General features: G+C 66.3%; 16 protein-coding genes. 7 read left to right on the top strand and 9 right to left on the bottom strand.

Annotated features, from left to right (window positions below):
- The first annotated feature begins 188 nt into the window (after nucleotides 1-188).
- Together FBZ87_RS20055 and FBZ87_RS20050 are read left to right on the top strand one after the other, a co-directional pair.
- Nucleotides 189-581, top strand: a complete 393-nt coding sequence (locus FBZ87_RS20055; protein WP_186454858.1) for a response regulator — start codon at nucleotides 189-191, stop codon at nucleotides 579-581.
- Entirely contained in the window at nucleotides 565-3,414 is a 2,850-nt protein-coding gene (locus tag FBZ87_RS20050; protein WP_145612356.1) for an ATP-binding protein, read from the top strand. Before FBZ87_RS20055 ends, FBZ87_RS20050 begins: the two co-directional genes overlap by 17 nt.
- On the opposite strand, the gene FBZ87_RS20045 is transcribed toward FBZ87_RS20050, so the two are convergent.
- Nucleotides 3,411-4,619 (bottom strand): PAS domain-containing sensor histidine kinase, encoded by a 1,209-nt coding sequence (locus FBZ87_RS20045; protein WP_211107020.1) that lies wholly within the window; start codon nucleotides 4,617-4,619, stop codon nucleotides 3,411-3,413. The two genes, FBZ87_RS20050 and FBZ87_RS20045, sit on opposite strands and share 4 nt — an antisense overlap.
- Before the next feature lie 322 nt (nucleotides 4,620-4,941).
- Nucleotides 4,942-6,285, bottom strand: a complete 1,344-nt coding sequence (locus tag FBZ87_RS20040) for a porin (protein ID WP_145612354.1) — start codon at nucleotides 6,283-6,285, stop codon at nucleotides 4,942-4,944.
- A gap of 709 nt (nucleotides 6,286-6,994) precedes the next feature.
- Between FBZ87_RS20040 and FBZ87_RS20035 the strand changes: the two genes are divergently transcribed.
- The gene (locus FBZ87_RS20035; RefSeq protein WP_281288991.1) at nucleotides 6,995-8,374 is read left to right on the top strand and encodes an ammonium transporter; all 1,380 of its coding nucleotides are present in this window, start codon (nucleotides 6,995-6,997) and stop codon (nucleotides 8,372-8,374) included.
- 152 nt (nucleotides 8,375-8,526) lie between these two features.
- Complete coding sequence (locus tag FBZ87_RS20030; RefSeq protein WP_004271938.1) at nucleotides 8,527-8,865, top strand: P-II family nitrogen regulator; 339 nt, start codon at nucleotides 8,527-8,529, stop codon at nucleotides 8,863-8,865.
- Nucleotides 8,866-8,994: 129 nt separating this feature from the next.
- Here FBZ87_RS20030 and FBZ87_RS20025 read toward each other — a convergent pair whose 3' ends face one another.
- Entirely contained in the window at nucleotides 8,995-11,325 is a 2,331-nt protein-coding gene (locus FBZ87_RS20025; RefSeq protein WP_145612352.1) for a S8 family serine peptidase, read from the bottom strand.
- A 133-nt stretch (nucleotides 11,326-11,458) separates the two neighbouring features.
- Complete coding sequence (locus FBZ87_RS20020; RefSeq protein ID WP_211107019.1) at nucleotides 11,459-12,334, bottom strand: MipA/OmpV family protein; 876 nt, start codon at nucleotides 12,332-12,334, stop codon at nucleotides 11,459-11,461.
- A 350-nt stretch (nucleotides 12,335-12,684) separates the two neighbouring features.
- Here FBZ87_RS20020 and FBZ87_RS20015 point away from each other — a divergent pair, with 350 nt between their 5' ends.
- Nucleotides 12,685-14,274, top strand: coding sequence for a S10 family peptidase (locus tag FBZ87_RS20015; protein ID WP_145612351.1), 1,590 nt, complete (start codon nucleotides 12,685-12,687; stop codon nucleotides 14,272-14,274).
- Between the two features lie 141 nt (nucleotides 14,275-14,415).
- Here FBZ87_RS20015 and FBZ87_RS20010 read toward each other — a convergent pair whose 3' ends face one another.
- The 4 genes from FBZ87_RS20010 to FBZ87_RS19995 all read right to left on the bottom strand — a co-directional run bounded on the left by FBZ87_RS20010 (nucleotide 14,416) and on the right by FBZ87_RS19995 (nucleotide 20,311).
- Nucleotides 14,416-14,925 (bottom strand): hypothetical protein, encoded by a 510-nt coding sequence (locus FBZ87_RS20010; protein ID WP_145612350.1) that lies wholly within the window; start codon nucleotides 14,923-14,925, stop codon nucleotides 14,416-14,418.
- A 134-nt stretch (nucleotides 14,926-15,059) separates the two neighbouring features.
- Nucleotides 15,060-18,092 (bottom strand): TonB-dependent receptor domain-containing protein, encoded by a 3,033-nt coding sequence (locus tag FBZ87_RS20005; RefSeq protein WP_186454857.1) that lies wholly within the window; start codon nucleotides 18,090-18,092, stop codon nucleotides 15,060-15,062.
- A gap of 350 nt (nucleotides 18,093-18,442) precedes the next feature.
- On the bottom strand, nucleotides 18,443-19,288 hold the full coding sequence (locus FBZ87_RS20000; RefSeq protein ID WP_145612348.1) for a class I SAM-dependent methyltransferase: 846 nt from the start codon (nucleotides 19,286-19,288) through the stop codon (nucleotides 18,443-18,445).
- An 84-nt stretch (nucleotides 19,289-19,372) separates the two neighbouring features.
- Nucleotides 19,373-20,311: a LysR family transcriptional regulator gene (locus tag FBZ87_RS19995; RefSeq protein ID WP_145612347.1), complete on the bottom strand. Its 939-nt coding sequence runs from the start codon at nucleotides 20,309-20,311 to the stop codon at nucleotides 19,373-19,375.
- A gap of 183 nt (nucleotides 20,312-20,494) precedes the next feature.
- On the opposite strand from FBZ87_RS19995, the gene FBZ87_RS19990 reads away from it, so the two are divergent.
- On the top strand, nucleotides 20,495-20,731 hold the full coding sequence (locus tag FBZ87_RS19990) for a hypothetical protein (protein ID WP_145612346.1): 237 nt from the start codon (nucleotides 20,495-20,497) through the stop codon (nucleotides 20,729-20,731).
- 85 nt (nucleotides 20,732-20,816) lie between these two features.
- A complete protein-coding gene (locus FBZ87_RS19985; RefSeq protein ID WP_145612345.1) occupies nucleotides 20,817-21,290 on the top strand; it encodes a DUF1203 domain-containing protein in 474 nt (157 codons plus the stop codon).
- A gap of 134 nt (nucleotides 21,291-21,424) precedes the next feature.
- Here FBZ87_RS19985 and FBZ87_RS19980 read toward each other — a convergent pair whose 3' ends face one another.
- Nucleotides 21,425-21,832 carry an MAPEG family protein gene (locus FBZ87_RS19980; RefSeq protein ID WP_145612344.1) on the bottom strand — a complete coding sequence of 136 codons (408 nt, stop codon included), beginning with the start codon at nucleotides 21,830-21,832 and terminating at the stop codon, nucleotides 21,425-21,427.
- Between the last annotated feature and the right edge of the window lie 49 nt (nucleotides 21,833-21,881).

Raw genomic sequence — 21,881 nt, 5'->3', positions numbered from 1 at the left:
GCGGTTGGCGCCGGGCGCGGGGCATGGCGACCATGCAGGGTTGTGGGATAGCGTCGCGTTATCCCTCGCTATCCCTATTCCCCGGACCGATAGCCTTCGGGGCAGGTGCGGGTGGGGAATGGTTGCGGTCATATGCGATCCACAACCTGGACCCCCAATTCCTGTTCATCGCCCGAAAGCCTATCCCAATGAGCGCCATCCTGATCGTCGACGACAACGCGTATTTCCGCGACTATCTGTGCGAGGCGGTTCGGCGCCTGGGATACGCCCCCATCATGGCCGCCTCGGCCCGCGAGGGCCTGTCCGTGCTGGCCTCCCAACCGGTGCGTGCCGTCATTTCGGATCTGCTGATGCCGCAGATGGATGGATTGGAATTGGCCCGGGCGATCCGGTCGCGGCACCCCCGCATGCCCCTGCTGATCCTCAGCGACGGGCCGGAGGCCATCACCGCGCCCTGCCTGCGCGCGGCGCAGCTGATCTACGGGGCCGCCGTCTCCGAAAAGAGCAGTGGCGACCTCGGCACGATGCTGGCCGACTTCCTGGCCCAGCCAGGGAAGGAGGCGCGTGAGCCTGCGGCCTGACGCCCATTCCGAGCGGACCCCGCTCGCGCAGGGCAGCATCACCACCCGCCTGCTGCTGATCCTGGTGCCGCTGGTCCTGCTGGCGGCGGCCGGCACGGCCTTCGTGGCCGTCCGCACCAGCCGCGCGGTGGTGGAACGGTTCGCGGTGGATTACGGCCAGGACCTGGCCGACAAGCAGGCAGGCGAGATCGCCGCCATCACCCGGGAAAAGATCGCCTTCGTCGAAGGCTTGGCCCGCCAGGTGGAAAGCATGGTCGCCACCGGCACTAGCGACCGGCGCCTGGTGGCCAAGTATATCGAGCGCACGGCGGTGGCCCATCCGAACTTGGTGGGCTTCTGGTTCCTGGCCGAGCCGGACTTCATGGGCCCGGACCAGGCGTTCAAGGATGGCGACCCCACCCTGGGACTGCCGGAAAGCGGGCGTTTCGCCACTTATTACGTGGCCGATGGCCAGGGTGGCGTGAAGGCCAGCGAGATCCGCTCCGACTTCTATCACGACGAATATTACACCCGTCCAGCCCAGTCCCGCGTGCGCCAGGCCATCCCGCCCTACCTCTACACGGTGCTGGGCCGGCCCGTCTGGATGATCTCCTACACCATTCCCGTGATCGTGAACGGGCGCCTGATCGGCGTGGCCGGCACCGACCTGTCGCTGGAGGCGCGGGCGCAGGAATTGGACAACCGCCGGCCCTTGGGCGGCAACATCTACATGATCAATCGCGAGGCCAACTGGACCTACCATCCCGACCACACCCTGCTGGCCACCAAGGCCACGGTGGGTGAGGGGGCGCAGTTCCAGTTGAGCGCGGATGAACTGGCCAAGGTGCTGAAGGTCCAGCCCTATGAGGTGGAGCGGCTGGACAAGAACGGCCTGCGCATCCGCCGCTATGCCGTGCCCATGGTGTTCTTCGAGGGCGACAGCCGCCGCCTGCTGCTGCTGGACGTGCCGGTGCAGGGCTTGAGCGCGCCCTTTGCCGGCATCGGCACCGCCATCATGCTCGCGGCCCTGGCGACGGGGCTGCTGGTCAGCCTGGTGCTGGTGGCGGCCGTGCGCGCCATCATCGGCGTGCCGCTGGCGCGCATGGCGCGGACCATAGACCTGCTGGACAAGGGCCAGGCCGTGGCCGTGCCCGACACCGGGCGCAACGACGAGATCGGCGGCATCGCCCGCGCGCTGGACCGCTTCCGCGGCACGTTGGCGGAGCGTGACCGCCTGCGCGCCCAGGTGGAAGAGCGGACGACGGCGCTGGAGCGCATGCTGGCCGGCGTAGGCGCTGCCCAGGACGCCATCGTGCTGTTCGACCGGGATTACACCGTGCTGTACGCCAACCCCGCGGCCATATCCCTGCTGGGCGCGCCGGACGAGGCGGCGGTGGTGGGCCAATATTGGCGGAACCTGCTGACGCCGGAGACGGTGGCCCGGTCGGAAGAGGGATACCAGCGCCGCCGCGCCGACCTCATGTCCACCGGCTATGCCCACATGGTGAGCGAGACGTGGGAGAGTATCTGGGGCCGCACCATGGAGGCGTACGAGACGACGCTGAGCCTGCGGCCCAACGGCGACATCGTGATGGTGTTGCGCGACGTTTCCAACGCCCGCCGGGTGGCGCGCGAACGCGAGGAATTGCAGCGCCAAGTCCTGCAGCAGGACAAGATGGAGGCCATCGGCCGGCTGGCCGGCGGGGTGGCGCACGACTTCAACAACCTGCTGGGCGCCATGCTGGGCTATGTCGAGTTCCTGCTGGACGATCTGGACCCGCAGGACAAGGCGCACAGCTATGTCGCCCGCATCAACGCCGTGGGCAAGCGCGCCAAGGAGCTGGTGGGGCAGATCCTGACCTTCGCCCGATCGGACAAGGGGGAGCTGCAGGCTGTATCCCCAGTGGCGGTGCTGGAGGATGCGCGAGGCATCTTGCGCTCCGCCGTGCCGGCCACGACGGAGATGAGCTTCCAGATCGCGGGCTCGGTGCCCAATGTGCGCGCCAATCCCACCCAGCTGGTCCAGGTGCTGATGAACCTGGTGATCAACGCCCACGACGCCCGCCGGGGTGAGGGCGGGCGCATCCGTATCCGCCTTTTCCCCGGCCCCGCGCCGGAGGATGCGCGGGTAAGGGAAGGGAGATGGACCGAGCATGAGGCCCTGCCCTTCGACAAGGCCCGTCCACACGTGGTGCTGGAGGTGGAGGACGAAGGCCACGGCATGACCATGGAGGTCATGACCCGCCTGTTCGAACCCTTCTTCACGACCAAGGGCAAGGGCCGGGGCACCGGCCTGGGGATGCCCGTGGTCTACGGCATCGTCCGCGCCCATGGCGGTGGCATGACGGTGATGTCGGCAGAGGGCGAGGGGGCGCTGCTGCGAGTCCTGCTGCCGGTAGGTGGCCCGGGCGCCGTGGCGGCCCCCATGCTGGCATCCGCGGCCGTGAAGGCGGCACCGCACCGCCGCCTGCGCATCCTGGTGGTGGACGACGCTGCGGAGATGGGCGACATGCTGCTGGAAGGCCTGTCGCGCCGGGGGCATGAGGTCGCCATCTGCGAAACCCCGGCCGAAGCGCTGGAGGTGTTCGAGGAGAATCCGCTGGCCTTCGATGCCGTTGTCAGCGACCAGACCATGCCCGGCATGACCGGCATGGCCCTCATCGCCCTGCTGAAGACCCGCCGGCCCGACCTGCCCTGCGTGCTCTACACCGGTTACAGCGAGCGGTCGGATGAGAAGGCGGTGCTGGCGGGCGGCGCCGATGCCTTCTTCCTGAAGCCGGTGGTGGTGGAGCGCCTGGCCGCGAAGCTGGAGACGCTGTGCACCGTGCGGCCGGGGGGGCCGCATAAAGTCTAACGCGCCGCCGGTGTCGGCAGGTGCAGGGTGGCGACGGTGCCGTTCAGCAGGGAACTGGCCAGATCCAGGTGGCCGCCCAGCATGCTTGCGATGCTCTGCGCGATGGGCAGGCCCAGCCCCAGGCCCTGCTGACGCGCGCGCGCCTGCAGGATGACACTGCCGAAAGGCACGGCGGCGGCCTGCAGCTCCTCCGGCGACATGCCGCGGCCCTGGTCGATGACCCGCAGGGTCACACCCTCCCGCCGCTGGCCGATTTCCACCACCACCGCCTGGTCGGGTGGCGAGTAGGTCAGCGCATTGGTCAGCAGCTCGGTCAGGGCGCGGTTCAGCAGATTGCCGTCAATCTCCAGCACGCAGGGCGCCGTCGTTTCCGCATCATGCTGGACGCGAACGCGCTTGTCCCGTCCGCCGCCGAACTGACGGACCAGACGGGTCACAAAGGGCTCGAGCTCGATCAGTTGCAGCTCGCTGGCGATGGACCCCGATGCCAGGCGGGTATAGTCCAGCAAGCGGTTGATGGTGCGCAGCAGCCGGTTGCCGGCGCTGGTGATCTCACGCAGATAGTCGTCGCGCTCCGCCACCTCGTCCTGGTCCAGCTGGCCGATCAGGTCGCCAAAGCCGAGGATGGCGTGCAGCGGTGTGCGCAACTCATGCGTCACCAGGCCCAGGAAACGCTCCTTCGCCTCGTTGGCGCGCTGGGCCTTCTCGTTGGCGGCGCGCAGGGCCTGCTCCGCCTCCTTGCGGGTGGTGATTTCCTCCACCGTGCCTTCGTAATAAAGGGGTTGGCCGTTGGCGTCGCGCACCTCGCGGCAGGTCTCGGAAATCCAGATGATGGTGCCGTCGCGGCGGCGGATGCGGGACTCAAAGCCTTGGACCACGCCCCGCGCCCGCATCTCCGCCACGAAGGCCTCACGCCGGCCGGCGTCGACATAAAGCTGCACGCCGATATCGGTCAAGGTACCCAGCATGTCTTCGCGGCTGTCATAGCCATAAAGCCGGGCCAGCGCCGGGTTGGCATCCAGGTAACGGCCATCGACCGTGGTCTGGAACAGGCCCCAGGGAGCCTGCTCGAACAGGCGGCGATAGCGGTCCTCGGGATGGGCGGTGTCGGCCTCCGCGGGCGCCTCATGAACCGCGGCGACCATCTGGATGGGAGCGTCGGGGAGGACGGGCGTGTCCAGCGCGGCCGGGGTGGGAACCGTCATGGCGGGTGGGGGCTCGATAGCCAAGGATACCGGCAAACCTGTCAGCAAACACGCCTCCGCGCGCGACCCTTCATCGGGTCCAATACGGACATCAAGTACGGACATTCACGGACCTGATGTCCCCATCCGGCATCCGTGGGCATCCCACGGGATGCACAAGCGGGGCAGGAGCGCACGAGGGTATCCGGGTCCACAAGCGACCAGATCAAAAATACGAAAACAATACGGACGCCGGCTTTTGCCAGCGTCGGACCCCATTCGTTTTTAATCATAAGGGGCGGGCGGCCCCAGGGAACCGCCCGCCCGCGCCCATATTAGCGGATCAACCGCCGAAAGGCAGGATCAAATCAACACCGAACGTGAACTGGTCGTCCTTGGTCAGGTTGTCGTAGGCGGCGTGGTTGGCCTTGTCGTAGCGCACCTCCGGCCGCAGGGTCAGGCCGTCCAGCAGGCCCAGGTCCGCCGGCTTCCAGGTGACGCCCAGGGTAAGCTCGCCATAGCTGGTGCCCACCCCGGGACCGATGGCGCCCTTCTCCAGCGGCTCCCCCTTCTCCAGGAAGACGAAGTCGCGGTTGCCGGGGAAGGCCGCCACGAAGAAGCCGTGGCCATCCCGCCACCATTCGGCGCGCAGGGTGGCCGTCAGTTCCGGCGACAGGGTGTAACTGACGTACTGGGCGATGCCGCCGCCATCGACGTTGAACAGGTCGTCCTTGATGTAGTTCAGCTCGGTGATCAGCGTCAGCTCGTCCGTCGCCTTGAAGGTGGCGGTGATGTCGCTGATCCAGCGGTTCTCGTGGTTGGCGTCGGCATAGCCCAGCGGCGCCTTCAGGCTGGGGTTTTCCGGGCCCACGTGGGTCAAGGCCAGCACCGTCAGCTTGCCGTCCACCAGGTTGTTCAGGCCGATACCGAAGATGCCGGCTGCGGCGCCGTTGTTGTCGCCATCGCTCAGCGTCGTGTTCACGCCGCTGTCGACGCCGCCGTACAGGTCGATGTCCGGCGTCAGGTGCAGGGTGGCCAGGGCGCCGGTGTGCTTCAGCGGCAGGCCGAAGTTGAAGATGTAGCTGTGGCTGTACAGCAGGTTGGACGGGGCGGCGATCACCTCCGCGCCCAGCGGCGTGGAGAACGCGCCCACCTTCAGGTCCAGGCCGCCGGCGCCGGGGCTGGGGAAGTGCAGCAGGACGTTGGCTTCCACCAGGTCGAACTGGGTGCGTTCCTTGATGCCGGTGTCCAGGATGCCCAGGAAATGGGTATAGCGGGCGTCGGTACCGTAGAAGCCCTGCACCTTGAAGCCCCAGTCGAAGCCTTCGGCCTTGGGGTCCAGGTCCTTGGAGACGGTGCCCGACAGCTGGTTCAGGACCAGTTGGTTGGTCTTGTCCGTGAACAGGTGGCCATAGTTGGTGCCGCCGGTGGGGCCGTTGCTATTGAAGGTGGCGCCGGCCTCGACATAGGCGGACCACTTGATGCCCGGCGGTTCGGTGGGGGCGGCCGCGGCGGGGGCCGCCTCTTGCGCCAGCGCGGGCGTGGCGATGGCGGACAGGCCCACCATCAGGCTGATGGCGGCGGCGGCGGTGGCCGCTAGCAGGACGGTCTTGGTGGTGCGTCCGCGCGGGGCCGGCGCGCGGGTGGCGAGCGGACAGTCGACTTCAATCTCCCGAACTGAGGCCATTGTTTATTCTCCGTGAGGCTTGTTGATTGTTTTATGTAGGCGATGACTGCGTATTGCGTCGCAGCAAGATCGATGCCAACCGCGTCTGGCTGCCTGAAAATGAGGCGGTGTCCCAATCGCGAACACCTGAGGCGCTTGGCCGCAGTCGGGTGGAGGTAGCCACAAAAGGTTGATTTGCCAAGCCTCGGCCTGGCGAGGCTGTTTTTACGCTAAGAAGTTGTAAGAAACCATGTCTGTGGTGAAACTGGTTTCCATAAGTTGTGCCAAGGTAGTGGAATTTGAAAAAATGTGCACGATTTTTAGGCGTGGAACGAAATTCTACGTTTCGCCCGAAACCCGGTGTCGCAACCATTAGGCCCAGCCGCTTGAAACAGCTTCAAAAATAAGCTGAAACCACAAGCTGTGGCAAAGTGAGAAACGCCTTAAATATAGGCAATGGCCCATGGTGCCGGGCGGTCCGCCCGAAAAGCGTGCGGATTTTTTAACCTTTCGGCAACAAATGGGGGTGGCCTGCGGGGGTATGGGGGCCAGCGTTCCCGCCATCCGGGGCCCTTGTTCGCACTGCGGCACGAACTTTGAAAGGAGGGGACGGTTGGCTGATGGCCGGACTGGTTCCCGGGGGCAGACCTGGGGGTGCCGGAACCGGCTTAAACGAACGGGAATGGGGAGCCAGATGAACCGTTTGCTTGGGAACCGTTTACTTGGAGTGATGGTGATGGCGCTGGCCGGCATGGCGCCGGCGCTGGCCTTCGCTCAGGACGCCGCGGCACCCGCCGCGGCCGCGGCCGCCGCTGCGGCGCCCGCCGCGCCCACCATCAGTGGGGGCGACACGGCGTGGATGCTGACGTCCACGGCGCTGGTGCTGATGATGACCATTCCCGGACTGGCGCTGTTCTACGGCGGCATGGTCCGGAAGTTCAACGTGCTGGCCATGGTGATGCAGAGCTTCGCCATTACCTGCCTGGTGACCGTGCTGTGGGCGCTGGTCGAATACAGCCTGGCCTTCTCCGCGGCCAGTGATGCCGCCGACGCCAAGGAATTCATCGGTGGCTTCAGTCGCGTGCTGCTGGCGGGCATGGACCCGACCGGTACCCACGCCCTGGCCCCGACGATCCCGGAGCCGGTGTTCATGATGTACCAGATGACCTTCGCGATCATCACGCCGGCGCTGATCACCGGCGCCTTCGCCGATCGCATGAAGTTCTCGGCCATGCTGATCTTCATCACGCTGTGGTCGCTGGTCGTCTACGCCCCCATCGCCCACACGGTGTGGCATCCCAATGGCTACCTGGCCAAGCTGGGCGTGCTGGACTTCGCCGGCGGCACCGTCGTGCACATCAACGCTGGCATCGCCGGCCTGGTGGCCTGCCTGGTCATCGGCAAGCGCAAGGGTTATCCCAACGCCGACTTCAGCCCGCACAACCTGGTGCTGAGCCTCATCGGCGCCTCGCTGCTGTGGGTGGGCTGGTTCGGCTTCAACGCCGGTTCGGCCCTGACGGCCGGTCCGCGCGCTGGCATGGCCATGACCGTGACCCAGGTGGCTACAGCCGCTGCGGCGCTGGCCTGGGTGTTCGTTGAGTGGGCCGTGAAGGGCAAGCCCTCGGTCCTGGGCATCATCTCGGGCGCCGTGGCCGGTCTGGTGGCCATCACCCCGGCCGCCGGTTTCGTCGACACCGTTGGCGCCTTCGCCATCGGCATCGCCGTCGGTATCATCTGCTTCTTCTCCGCCACCTCGCTGAAGAAGGCCCTGGGCTATGACGACAGCCTGGACGCCTTCGGCGTGCACGGCATCGGCGGCATCGTCGGCGCCATCCTGACCGGCGTGTTCGCCAAGATGGCCGTGGCCAACAGCGAGGGCGCCTTCGCCGCCACGCTGAAGGACGCGCCCGACACGAAGCTGGGCCTGATCGAGGGCAATGCCGCCCAGATCATCATCCAGCTGGAAGGTGTGGCCTTCACCATCGTGTGGTGCGGCGTCATCACCTTTGTCCTGCTGAAGGTGATCGACCTGGTGATCGGCCTGCGCGTCGATGAGGAAGTCGAGCGCGACGGCCTGGACATCGCCCTGCATGGCGAGTCCATCCACTGAGCCTTGGTTGCGTATCCTTGGGAATGGCCGAGCTATCCCTAAGGGACTGAAGTCCAAGCGGATCCGTGGGAACAGAAGTCGGCCGGTGATGTTAGACTGACCCGGCCGACCCGCCCCCGGCGATCACGAATATCCAATCAGGGAGTGGTCTGATGAAGTTCATTATCGCGGTGATCAAACCCTTCAAGCTGGATGAGGTGCGCGACGCCCTGACCGGTCTGGGGGTCCAGGGCCTGACCGTCACCGAAGTCAAGGGCTATGGCCGTCAAAAGGGCCAGACCGAGATTTACCGGGGCGCCGAGTACGCCGTCAGCTTCCTGCCCAAGATGAAGATCGAAGTGGCCGTGCCCGACGATCTGGCCGACAAGGCGGTGGAGGCCATCCAGGCCGCTGCCAACACCGGCAAGATCGGCGACGGCAAGATCTTCGTGCTGGAACTGGCGCAAGCCGTCCGTATCCGTACGGGCGAGACAGACACCGACGCGCTGTAAGGCCGCCGGTCACGGACGCACGGCACCGGCTGGCCCGCCGATCAGACCCCGGGCCAGTGTAGGGAACGGTGCTGTCCGGATAGGTTTAAAAGAAAGGGCGGCGGCCTTGGGGGCGCCGCCCTTTTTCTTTCAACTGGCGGCCAGCAGGGCCAGGGCGAAGGGCTGCGGCCCTTGGGGCACGTTGGCGCCGATCACCTGCACGATCCAGGTGCCGGCCGCCGCCGCCGCCACGGCGATGACCTCGACATTGTTGGCACTGTCCATCGTCTGGCTGTTGGGGGTTTGGCCATTGGGGTCCTGGCCGCCGGGGCCGGCGTTGCCGGTGAGGGTGGAGCCGTCAGGCCCGCGCAGCACCAGGTTCAGGTTGTTCACCAGGCTGGCGCCGGGGTAGTCGCTATAGGCCATCACCACCCGCAAGGGGCTGCCGTCCACCACCACCTGCAGGCTGTGCTGATAAAGGTCGCCCGTGGCGACGCTGCCGCCGTCCAGGAAGGTGGCACGTAAGGGGGCGGCCGGCGCCAGGATAATATCCAGGTGGACGCGGCCGAAGCCCTGGTTGATGTCGGGCACCGGACCATCCGTTCCGCTCAAGGGCACCGCGCCGGCGATGAGCGCGGCCTTCAGCAGGGCGGCGGAGGGCGCCGGATGGCCCGCCTGGGTGCGCAGATATTGACGGATCAGGGCGATGGCCCCGGCAACCAGCGGTGCTGCCGTGCTGGTGCCGCTCTCATACATGTAGAAAGGCGTGGTGGGGGTGTAATAGGGCGTCTGGCCGTTGTAGCTGGTCAGCCGCTGCGACCGGGTCGACAGAATGAAGGTGCCGGGGGCCACCACGTCGGGCTTTATCCGACCGTCCTGGGTGGGCCCCCGGCTGCTGAAGGGGGCCATCTGGTCGGGGCCGCCCGCCACCAGGGCGTCGACCGGGGCGGCCTTGGCACCCCATTTGGCGCCATTGGTGAGGGGGATGTCCTGCCGGTTGTTGGCGCAGGCGCCCACGGTGACGCAGTTCTTGGCCGTGCCGGGCGGGGTGACGCTGCCGGGATCGATGCGGCCGTCGCCGTCATTGTCGGCGCCGTCATTGCCGGCGGAAAAGACGATGCAGAAGTCCGGATTGTTCCAGATGAAGGTGTCGATGTCCGTGCAGTAGGAATTGTAGGCCTGCTTGGTGCCGCCGCCCCAGGAATTGGAATGGATGCGGGCGCCCTTGCCGTAGGCCGCGCTGTACAGCACCTTCAGGTCGCTGGGCAGACCGGCCAGGGAATAGGGCGGTGGCGGCGTTTGCCCCTCGACGGGTTTCCAGTCCAGGAACTGTTCCACCGCCTGCATGACCACCTGCGCCTTATAGGCCAGGCCGCGCACCGGGCCGGCCAGGTTGGGCAACTCGGCGCTGGCGGTGCCGTCCCCCAACAGGGCCCCAGCGGTATGGGTGCCGTGGCCGCGGTTGACGTCGGCGGGTCCGTCGTCGGCGCCCGGGTTGTTGATGCGCGAGGCGTAACTGGGGCTGATGGGATAGCTTTCCAGGGCCAGGACACGCCCGGCGAAGTCCGGGTGGATGGTGGCGGGATCGCCTGAGTCCAGGCCGGTGTCGCACATCGCCACCACCTCGCCGGCACCGGTCAGTCCCAGGCCCATGGCATCAGCCAGCACGTTGGCGGAGCCGATGATGCGGGTGGCCTGGTCGGTGGACGGCATGGGCAGCACATGGCGGCCGATGCGCTTCACCCCATGCACCCGGGCCAGGGCCAGCAGCTTGTCGCGCAGGCTGCCTTCGCCCGGCGCCGTCGTTTCCACCACCAGCAAGGAACTGCCCGGCGCTTCCTCCAGGATGGTGAAGCCGGCGGCGGCGACATCGGCCTGATGATGCCGAGCCTGGGCGGCATCGAAAAACTCTACCGTATAGGCGTCCGGCAGGGCGTGGCCGTGCTGCGCGCCCGGCACCGGCGGGGCCGCCAGCACGTCGATGTCATGGATCAGGCGGGCGGAATAGGGCAGGTGACCCACCCATCGGACGATGCCCAACTGGCTCAGCACGCCCGCCTCGTCGGCGGTGGCGCGAACGATGATGGCGAAGTGCTGATAGGGCTCCACCACCTCCGCCCCCGTTGCCGCCACGGCGGTCAGCCACCCATCCTGGATGGGGCCGACGAACTGGACGATGTAATGGTGGGCACCCGGCGGCAAGGGGGCCTGGTCCTCATAGGCCGGGTGGGCCTCATGGCCGCCGTCGGCGGCCACGCGAGGAATGCCGGTGTCGATGGGGGCAGCACCGGTGTTGGCCATGGTCAGCGTGTATAGGTCGCTGATCTCCTCCGTCAGGCCGGTGGCCAGCACCGCGGTGGCGGCGTCATCCGCGTCCACCTCGACGATGCGGAAGGCGGGATAGTCCCGCACCAGGCGGACGCCGGGCAGAGCCGCCAGGGCCTGCGCCGACGCATCGAAAACCTTGATCACGCGCGGCATGGTGCGGTTCCCCCAAAGGCCCTGGCGGAGCCGGCCTCCGCCAACTTCCGCCAGGGCTGTATTTCCTGTGGCACCACCATCTTAAGGTGGTTGGGCGCGCGCCGCCAACCGCATTGGCGTGAACATTATGCGGTCAGAACCGGTAGGCGACGCTCAGGTTCAGGGTCAGCTGCGAATGGGCGCGGGTGATGGGGCTGTCGGCGGCGTCGCCCAGCAGCCTCTGGTAGGCGCCGTCCGCCGTCATGAACCAGTGTTCCGTCCAGAACCATACGGCGCTGGAGCCGAAGCCGGCGCTGCTGAAACCGCTGCCCGGCGTGAATTGGCGGTACCCGCTGCGGATGGATTGGTTGGGGTTGATGCCGAAATAGCGCCGCATGTAGGAGGAATCGGCGTAGGTCGCGGTCGGGCCGACGAAGACGAAGAAGCGCTCCGACCCTGCGACGGGCAGATAGGCGCTGACGTCCCCCACCCAGCCGTTGTTGCCGCCGAAGCCGCGCCGCACGGCGGTGCGCAGCACGACGGGGAAGATGGTGTACTCCGCGAACACCTTGGCCTCCGGCGCGGGAGAGATGTCACCCAGGCCGTGCAGTTGGGAACTGTCGTCCTGGTCGCGGCCGACATCGAAGCCCAGGGCGACGCCGGCGCGGAAGTTCTCTCCGCGCAGCAGATTAACGCCCAGGCCCTCACCCATGGAGAAGAAGGCGATATCCTTGTAGCGCACATCCAGGTTGATGCCCGGCTGCACATGATATTCGGACGAGCCGACGTAGCGCGGCTGCAACGACGTCGCGGCCCCGACGCTGACATCCCAGGTGGGCAGCGGATTCTCGAACTTCGACCGCAGCAGCACGCCGGCCGAATATTGCCATTCGCTGAGGGGGGAGGGTGTCTGCGCCTGGGCCTTGCCGGGCATCAGGCAGAACAGGCAGAGCGCCAGGCCGAGCATCAGGCTGATCAGCGCGGGGCGACGGATGGTCCGCCGCGGGGACGGGGGGCCGGAAACGTCCATGATTTGTTTTTGCCTCCTGAGGAGAGGATAGGCTTCCGGGGCCGAAGAAAAACGTGTGATGTGAGAACACCCAAGGATTTCAAAGGTTCCCGTGCCATGGGGATAGTTCATGGATGGCACGGTGCCTGGTTGGTGCGACTTTTTCGATTCAGCCAGACGGCGACCTTGCCTCAGCAATCGGGCCATCCGCTTCGACCGGCTGGCCGCAGGCCGGCACGGCGCCAGCTATGCCCCCGCTTAAAACTTTTATCCGGGCGTCCTATTTCGAATGCTTTTGTTACGCTGTGCCTGCTAGGCCGTTTCGACAGGGGCGGCCCGGCGTAGAGCGTTGAAAAAGAATGGGGGTTCCAGTGAAGAACAGGCGTTGGGCACTGCTGGTGGCGGCCGTGTTGGCCGTGACGCTGCCGGCGGTCATGGCTCCTGCCGTGATGGGCGTCGCGCAGGAGAAAAAAGACGACAAGCAGGATCATAAGGAAGGCGTGCCGAAGGCCGGCCCGGACGCATCAAAGGCGGACGCGCCCAAGCGCGTCACCGTCGACCGCTCCGGCACCTTCAATGGCAAGCGCGTCGACTACACCGTTTCGGCGGGGGAGACCTATCTGCGTGATGAGAAGGGCGAACCCGTCGCCAGCATCTTCTCCGTCGCCTACACCAAGAAGGGCGCCAATCCCGCCACGCGGCCGGTGACCTTCCTCTATAACGGCGGCCCCGGCTCGGCCAGCCTGTGGCTGCACATGGGCGTCTTTGGCCCCAAGCGCGTGCAGATCCCGGCGGACGCCGAAAACCCCGGCCCGCCGCCCTTCCCGCTGGTGGACAACGCCTATTCCATCCTGGACGTGACCGACCTGGTGTTCATCGACCCGGTCGCCACCGGCTACAGCCACGCCATCGGTAAGGGGGAGGAGAAGGACTTCCTGGGCGTGAAGGAGGATGCGAAGTCGGTCGCGCAGTTCGTACGTGTCTGGCTGGGCGACAACAAGCGCTGGAACAGCCCCAAGTTCCTGGGCGGCGAAAGCTATGGCGGCATCCGCACCGGCGCCATGCTGCCGGAACTGAGCGGCACCACCTCCACCGTGTCCCTGAACGGCATCATCCTGATCTCTCCGGCCATGGACTACACCTCGCTGACCTTCGCGCGGGGCAACCTGGTACCCTACTGGTCCTTCCTGCCCAGCTATGCCGCCACGGCCTGGTACCACAAGAAGGTGGCCGACACCTCCATGGGCTTCGACAAGTTCCTGGCCGACGCCCGCCAATTCGCGGCGACGGAGTACGCCTCCGCCCTCATCCTGGGCAACCGGCTGCCGCCGGAACAGCACAAGGCGGTGGTGGCCAAGCTGGCCCATTTCACAGGATTGTCCCCCGCCTTCATCGAGCAGTCGCACCTGAAGATCCAGGACCACCGCTTCATGAAGGAACTGCTGCGCGATCAGGGCAAGAGCATCGGCCGCATCGACGGCCGTTACCTGGGCGAAGACTACGACAGCTCAGGCGACCGGCCGGACAACGACCCCTCGCTGAATGGCATGAGCGGGGCGTTCAGCGCCGTGGTGAACACCTACTTCCGCAACGACTTGGGCCTGGACATGGGCGGGCGGGAGTACAAGGTGCTGGGCTCCCTCTATCGCCGCTGGAACTACGCCCAGGTGGATGGCGGCGGCAGCGAGCCCTACCGCGGCACCGACGTCGGCCCCTTCGTGGGCGACGCCATGCGCCAGAACAAGGGCATGCGGGCGTTCGTCGCCATGGGCTATTACGACCTAGCGACGCCGTTCTTCCATACCGAGAACAGCTTCAACGACGCGGGCGTGCCCACCAACCGGGTGTCGTTCAACTACTACCCCGGCGGCCACATGATGTACGTGCAGCCCCAGGCCATCGAAAAGCTGACCCAGGACATCCGCAAGTTCATCGTCGCCGGCAGCCCGGCGCAGAACTGACCGCTGAACAAGACCCAAGGGGGCTTGAGCCCCCTTGGTGGCCGGCGACCGCCGGCCCCGGAGTGAGTACCGAAGGACGGAACGAGGAAGCCAAGTCAGCGGATGCTGACGCCGGCGCTTGAGGAACAATGAAAACGGGCATCAGCGGTCGCGCACAACGCTCAGGCTGTAGGACATGTCCCCCACCTGCAGCTGATAGCCCATGCCCAGCATGGAACGGGACACGGTGGCGACCTCACCACCCTTCAGATGGATGCGGGCGTTTTCCTGGGAGCGCCAGACCTGGCCATTCTCCAGGGTGAAGATGGGCCGGCCGGCGGGGTCGGGGCGCATGGAGACGATGCGGGACTGGATGTTGTCCAGTTCCGCCGCCACGGGGGGCGGGGGCGGCTCATGCTTGCCGAACGTGGCCTCGGTCTGGTCGGCCTTGACGCTGGGCGGGCCGCCGAAGGTGGCCTCCACCGCCTTTTTCATCTCTGCTTCCAAGCCGTCGCTGCTCCTGTCGAAGCAGGCCAGGCGCTGGTCCCGGTCGGGGATCTTCTTGCAGGCCACCACCTCGCCGGCGGCGCTGGGGGCGGTCGCCGCCTGGGCCGGTGCGGCCAGGGCCAGGAGGGTCGCCGCGAGGGGGGCGGCAATGTGGGCGTGCTTCATCCATCTCTCCCAAAACCCCGGCGGCCACGGTCGCACGGGGGCTGAACGCGAAAGGGGCCGGACCGGTTTCCCGGTCGCGGCCCCGACTTCTCGCAGGATGGGGGCCCGGCGTCGCCGCCCGGCCCCCGCACTCATCAGAACTTCACCGTCGTGCCGACGAAGAAGGTACGGCCGACGATGTCGTACGAGCCGCCGCCACCCGTGGTGACCGGGAACGTGGCATACGAACCGCCCTGGTACGAGCCCTGGTACAGGAACGGCACGGCCGGGGGCATCTTGTCCGCCAGGTTGTTGATACCGCCGAACACCGTGATGTTCTTCCAGCGGTACCGCGCGGAGACGTCGTGGTACCAGTAGGTCGGGATCTTGTTGAAATCAGCGATTTCAGCAGTGGAGTTCGGGAAGGTCTCGGACTCGCCGATGAAACGGCTGGACCAGGTGACCGACAGGTTGTTCCAATCCCAGGTGCCGGTGAAGCGGCCCTTCAGGTGCGGATAACCGACGGTGCCGGCGCGGTACAGCTTGTTCTCGGCGTGGGCCGGGTCCTGGATGATGATGCTTTCCGGAACCCAGGTACCGGTGAAGCCCAGGTTCAGGCCGCCCATGTTCTGCAGGCCCACCTTGTCCAGCTCGAAGGCGTAGTCGACCTGGAAGTCCAGACCGCGCACCACTTCCTTACCGATGTTGACGGTGTTGCCATAGATGGTGGCGATGGAACCGTCCGCACGGCGGGTGATCAGGCCGCACTGCGAGGCGGCGCTCAGGTCATAGCAGTTGGTCAGGATGGAGTTGGAGGTCAGCGCCGCCTGGCCCTGGGTGATCTTCACCAGCCAATAGTCGGCGGTGACGTTCAGGCCCGGGACGAAGGTCGGCGTGAACACGGCGCCGGCCGTCAGGGTGCGGCCGATTTCCGGCTTCAGGTTGATGTTGCCGCCCGTACGGGTGGACGGATTGCCGAAGTCGCTGGACTTGTAGCCCGCCGGCACCACCTTGGCGCAGTTGGCGGCGCGGGTGGCGTTGGCGTTGATGTTTTCGACCGAGCAGGGATCGCTGACGCCCAGGAAGTTGTCGCCGGCCGGGGTGAACAGGTCGTCGATGTTGGGCGCGCGCACCGCGCGGGCGATGCCGCCGCGCAGCTTCACGTCGTCGTTGACGGCCCAGCCGGCCTGGACGTTCCAGGTGCTGGCGGGACCGGCCAGCGAGTAGTCGGAGTAACGATAGGCCAGGTCCAGATCCACGGCCTTGGCGAACGGCAGGTCGCGCAGGACGGGGACGCTCAACTCACCGTAGACTTCGGTGGTGTCGTAGCTGCCGGACACGGAACCGTTCTGGTTGCCGTAGATGGTGCCGGTGGGCTGGTTCTGCAGGAAGTCGGTCTTGTCCACCGACTCTTCCTTGCGGTACTCGACACCGGCCGCGAAGCTGACCGGGGCCACGGTGCCGCTGAACAGCGCCGGGAACTTGAACAGGTCGCCGTTCAGGTTGAAGGCGGCGTCGTGCTGCTGCAGCGTCGCCATTTCCTTGGTGTAGGTGTAGGCGTAGTTCTTCTGCGCCGCGGTCAGCGGGCCGACCACGAACGGGTTGATGGGAACGCAGCCGTTGGCCTGGGCGGTGGCGTCGCGGCAGACGATCTTGCCGCCCACGTTCACGGCGTCCAGCTGCTGGTTGAACAGGCTGACGACCTTGTCGGTGTTCACGAAGCTGGTGCGGTTGCGGCCGTAGTCGTAATAGGCCTCGTAGTGCCAGCCGTTGGTGAGGTCACCGTTCAGGCCGAACACGCCGCGCATCACCTCGTACTCGTAGGCGTATTCGCGCGGGCCATACCAGTCGTCGTTCACGCGGGTGATGGTGAAGCTGGACACCTTGTCGGTCGCCAGCAGCGCCTTCAGGTCGGACGGCAGATAGGCGTTGTCGGCCTGGATGGTCAGCGCGCCGGAGCCCAGCTGGCCATTCGTGCCGGTGGCCGGCGTGCCCGTGCCGTTGGTCATGGGTGTGGACCGGCTGGTGCCACGGCTGTCCGAATACTTCAGGTCGGCGAAGAAGTTCAGCGTGTCGATCGGGCCCAGATCCTGCGCCAGGCGATAGTTGACCAGGGTGTCGGCCACTTCGCGGATGTTGGGGGTGCGCAGGGTCAGGTACTTGGATGGGTTGTAGCCGTCCCCACCGATCGAGTTGGCGTCACCGGCGCTGGTCTTGTTGCCTGCCGGGATGCCGTTGATCAGCGTGCCGCGGTTGAACGGGACGATGCCCGAGCCGTCGGGCTTGAAGGTGTAGCTGTACTGCGGGTGCGCCGCATCCAGCCAGGTGCGGATGACGGGGGCGCCGCTGGCCGCCAGCACCGACGACACGGTCGGGGAGATGGTGATGCGGTCGGGGATGCCGTCGCTGGCGCTCTTGCTGGCCGGGTTGGCCACCAGCGTATAGTTGTACAGCGCTTCCGGCCGGTCGCGGCCATACAGGCCCAGGTCGTGGTTGTAGTCGACCGCCAGGGTGATGTTGCCGCGGCCGCCGTCGAAGTTGTGGCCGACGATGGCGCTGATGTCGGTGGACTGATAGCCGTCCCCATCCGACCAGTTGTACTGGATGGTGGCTTCAGCGCCTTCGTAGTTCTTCTTGGTGATGACGTTGACCACGCCGGCCACGGCGTCGGCGCCGTACACGGCCGACGTACCGCCCGTCACCACTTCGATGCGCTCGATCAGCGCCGGCGGGATGCTGTTCAGGTCGACCAGCGAGGTGCCGCCGGAACCGTTACGGCCGGACAGCGAACCGACATGGCGCTTGCCGTCCACCAGGGTCAGGGTGCGGTATTCGCCCAGGCCGCGCAGGTTGGCGAAGTTCACGCCGGCGCCGTTGATGAAGCGGGCGTTGGTCGACGGACCCATGTCGTTCTGGGTCTGCGGCAGCTGGCTCAGCACGTCGACGGTCGAGGTCAGACCGGTGGCCTGGATGGCTTCGGAGTTGATGACCTGGACGGGGGTCGGCTGCGTCAGGTTGGGGCGCGCGATGCGCGAACCGGTGACGACGATTTCCTCAAGGGAATCATCGGCGGCGGCCTGCTGCTTCTGCTGGGCCTGGGCGGTGGTCGCGGCCAGCGCCATCAGGGCGCCCGCAGCGATGCCATGGCGCCACACCTTACGGCGGGCGGCGACGGAAATCTCCCTCATGCCTCTCCTCAATCTCTCTTCTGTCTTGATCGTTGGCCGGCGCCGACGGCGCCCAGCCAGCCCCGCGCCCATACCGGGGCAGGATTGCGACCAATTTCTTTTGCAGAAGTGTGATCGAGTAAACGGCGGAATTTGTAACAGTCGGTATCAACCGATAAGTGTGCGAATTTTGCCACATTTTTGATAACGGCAGAAATGCCAAGGTATCAAAAATGGAAATGTTATTACCTAAGGCCTATGCCGTGGCGGATCGCCGCATCCAGCGCCTCTGGAAACGAAAACGCGCCGCAACCGGGGACGGCGCGGCGCGAGACTCGTTTGTTATCTGAATATTGTATAAACTAATCAGCTTATTGCAGGGGTTTCCGGAATTTCAGCACGAAATTATCGGCTTCGCCCACGGCCAGATAGCGGTCCCGGTCCCTATCCTTAAGCGCCAAGGTCGGGGGCAAGGTCCATACGCCTTCCGGCCAATCCTTGCTGTCCTTGGGGTTGGCGTTGATCTCCGAGCTGGCCACCAGTTCGAAGCCGGCCTTCCTGGCCAGCGCGATGGCGTAATCCTGTCTTACGTAACCGCTGGTTGCTTTCGGATCTTGCGGCTGCGCATCGCTGGCGCGGTGATCCTCGATGCCCAGGATGCCGCCGGGCTTCAGCGCCTGGTAGAAGGCAGCCATAGCCTCGTCCGCGTAACCGCCGGCCATCCAATTGTGCAGGTTGCGGAAGGTGACGATCAGGTCGGCGCTGCCGGCGGGGGCGATGTCGAAGCGCCCCCGGCCGAATTCCGTCACCTTGACCTTGCCGTACCGCGCCGGGTCGGCGGCCAGCTTGGCATCGAAGGCGGCGTTCTCGCGGTTGGCGTAGGCGCTGTCCGTGCCCCGGGGGTTGGCGGCGGCGTAGTAGGTGCCCCGGTCATGCAGGTAGGGCGCCAGGATCTCCGTCCAATAGCCGCCGCTGGGCGATATCTCGACCACCGTCTGATCCGGCGCCAGGCCGAAGAAGGCCAGCTCCTGCAGGGGATGGCGGGCGGCGTCGCGCGCCTGGAACTGTGGTGACCGCGCGGGTGAGGCCACCATCTGTGCCAGGACGGGGTCGGGCTTGGCCTCTTCGGCGCCCAAGGCGGGCAGGCTCACAGTGGGCAGGCTGAATACGGTGGCGCCGGCCAGGACGGTCAACTGAATCAAGGGCCGCAGACGCATGGGAACTCTTCCTTGGGGCTCGGGGGCCGTTATACCGACCCGTCGTCATGAACGCGGAAGTGTAGGGAAAAGCGCCCAGCGGCGCTATGGGGCCGCTGCGGGTGGCTCCATGGCCACATCCTCAAGCGGCCCCTTCGGGGGCGTGTGCAACAGATGATCGGTCAGCAGCTTGGCGAAGCGGGGCAGGCGGGCGCGGCCGCGGGTGCAGACTTTCAGGTCGCGTAACGCCCAGCTGTCGGTCAGGGCGATGCAGCGGATGTCCATGGTCTGGGCGGCGCGCCGCGCCGTCGTCTCCGGCACGATGCCGATGCCGACGTTGCCCTCCACCAGGCGGCAGATGCCGTCAAAGCTGCGCAGCTGCACACGCAGGCGCAGGCGCCGGCCGGCCCGGGCGGCCCGCTCGGACAGGAAGCGTTGCAGTGCCGCCGCGCGATCCAGCCCCACCAGGTCATGGTCCATCACCTCGGCGAAGGTCACCGTGTCACGCCCGCCCAGCGGGTGGGCGGGGGCGGCCACCAGGACGAAGCGGTCCTGGCGGAAAGGGTAGGTTTCCAGTTGGCCCGTCTCCACCGTGCCGGCGACGATGCCAATGTCGCCGATGCCGTCGGCGATGGCGGCCACGATCTCGTCACTCAGCCGCTCCTCCACATCCACCGACACCAGGGGGTGGGCGTTCAGGAAGCTGCTCAACAACTCCGGCAGGAATTCCGTCAGCGCGTTGGTGTTGGACAGGATGCGGACGTTGCCGGCCGCCCCACCGGCGTAAACGCTCAAATCCTCGCGCAGGCGCTCCGTCTGTTCCAGGATGGCGCGGGCATGGGCCAGCAGGGCGCGGCCGGCGGGGGTGGGGGTCACCCCGTGCCGTCCCCGGTCCAACAGGGTGGCGCCCAGCGACACCTCCATGTTGCGGATACGGGTGCTGGCCGCAGCCAGCGCCAAATGCGCCCGTTCGGCCCCCCAGGTGATGCTGCCCGCCTCCACCACGTCGCGGAACAGGGCCAGGTCGGTCAAGTCGAATTGCATGCAGGTCCCCTTCGCGGATCACCCTTCGCCATCGGCGAAGGCACACTGCGCGCAATACACATTGTTGCCAAGGGTTCGGTCACCGATACTTCGCCTGTGACGGAGCGAATGCCTGAACGGACGCTCCTCCGCCCCGGGGCTCCGCACCGCGGGCGGCACCTTGAAACCATAAAGGACACCATCATGACCGGCCGCCTTTCCGGTGGCGCCGGCGGCGCGCTGTCGCGCGCGCTGCTGGGGCTGCTCCTGCTTGCCTTCATCCTTCTGCTCATGCAACGCCCCGCGATGCCGGTGGCGCTCGACAACCAGGGCCACCCTTGCACCTTGGTGCGGGTGGTGCCGGATGCGGATGAGATGCCACCGACGCAGGTGGCGAAGCCCGGCCCGCCCTCTTTCGGTCCGGACGCCTACGGCGACTGAGTATTTTCGACCGCAGGAAACGGGATGGCCGCCGCGTCGGCGCGGGGCAGGATGGGACATCGACACCTGACAATCGGTTGCCATCATGACCCTGTCCTTCACCGTCACCGGCCTGGATCCGGCCCCCTTCGCCCCCTTGTTCGCCCTGGATGAGGCCGGTCTGCTGGCCGCCGGCGCCCGCCGCCAGATGGTGGACGCCCCGGGCGCCTTTCCCTGCCGTGTCAGCCTGGAGGATGCCCGCCCGGGGGAGCGCGTGGTGCTGGTGAACCATCAGCATCAACCCGCCTTCACCCCGTATCGCTCCGCCCATGCGATCTATGTGCGCGAGGGCGTGGGTGAAGCGTGCCGGACGGTGAATGCCCTGCCGCCGGCCTTGGAACGGCGCATCCTATCGCTACGATGCTTCGACGCGGGCCATATGATCGTGACGGCCGACCTGGTGGACGGTGCGGACGCCATCCCCGTCATCCATCGCCTGCTGGACCGGACGGACGTGGCCTACATCCACGCCCATTACGCCAAATACGGCTGCTATGCCGCGCGGATCGACAGGGCGTGACGCGAGCAACGCCGACAATGGCCATGGGATGAATGGCAGGGGCGCCGTCGTTTCACCGGCGACCAGGATGACGGGGCGGTCGCGGTAGCAGCTGGATGGCTACAAGGCCGCGCTCGCGGCGCCCCCCACCCCCATTAGCCAGCGTGCCCCAGAAGGGTGAGGGCCAACACCAGTGTGGCGCCCCATCCAGTGACGAAGGCTAGTGTCCGGATGACTGGAATACCGGCGGCATAGACAACGTAGTGGACCAGCCGCGCCGCAAGATAGACCTGGGCCGCCAGGGCCGTCGTCGGCGTGCTGGCGCCGATCATGGTCGTGATGAGAACCAGGGGGGCGAACGGCGCCAAATTCTCAATGGCGTTGGCATGGGCGCGACGCGCCCGCTCTGCCCAGGCCGGGTCGGGCGGATAGGACGGATTAGGGTAGGACAGAGCCGGTATGAGGCCGCGCGTCAGGATTCTAGCCACCGTATAGGGAATCCACATCATTATCGTCGCAAGAATAACCAATAAAAGCAAATGTATTTCCGATGTTATTTGCATGAATGATGCTCCAACATATGACAATTACCCAAGAGTACCTGAATTCTCA

It is taken from the genome of Nitrospirillum amazonense, assembly GCF_007828035.1.
Classification (GTDB): Bacteria; Pseudomonadota; Alphaproteobacteria; order Azospirillales; family Azospirillaceae; genus Nitrospirillum; species Nitrospirillum amazonense.
The sequence above is the reverse complement of the archived record's forward strand: the minus strand, read 5'-3'. Positions and strand labels throughout refer to the sequence as shown.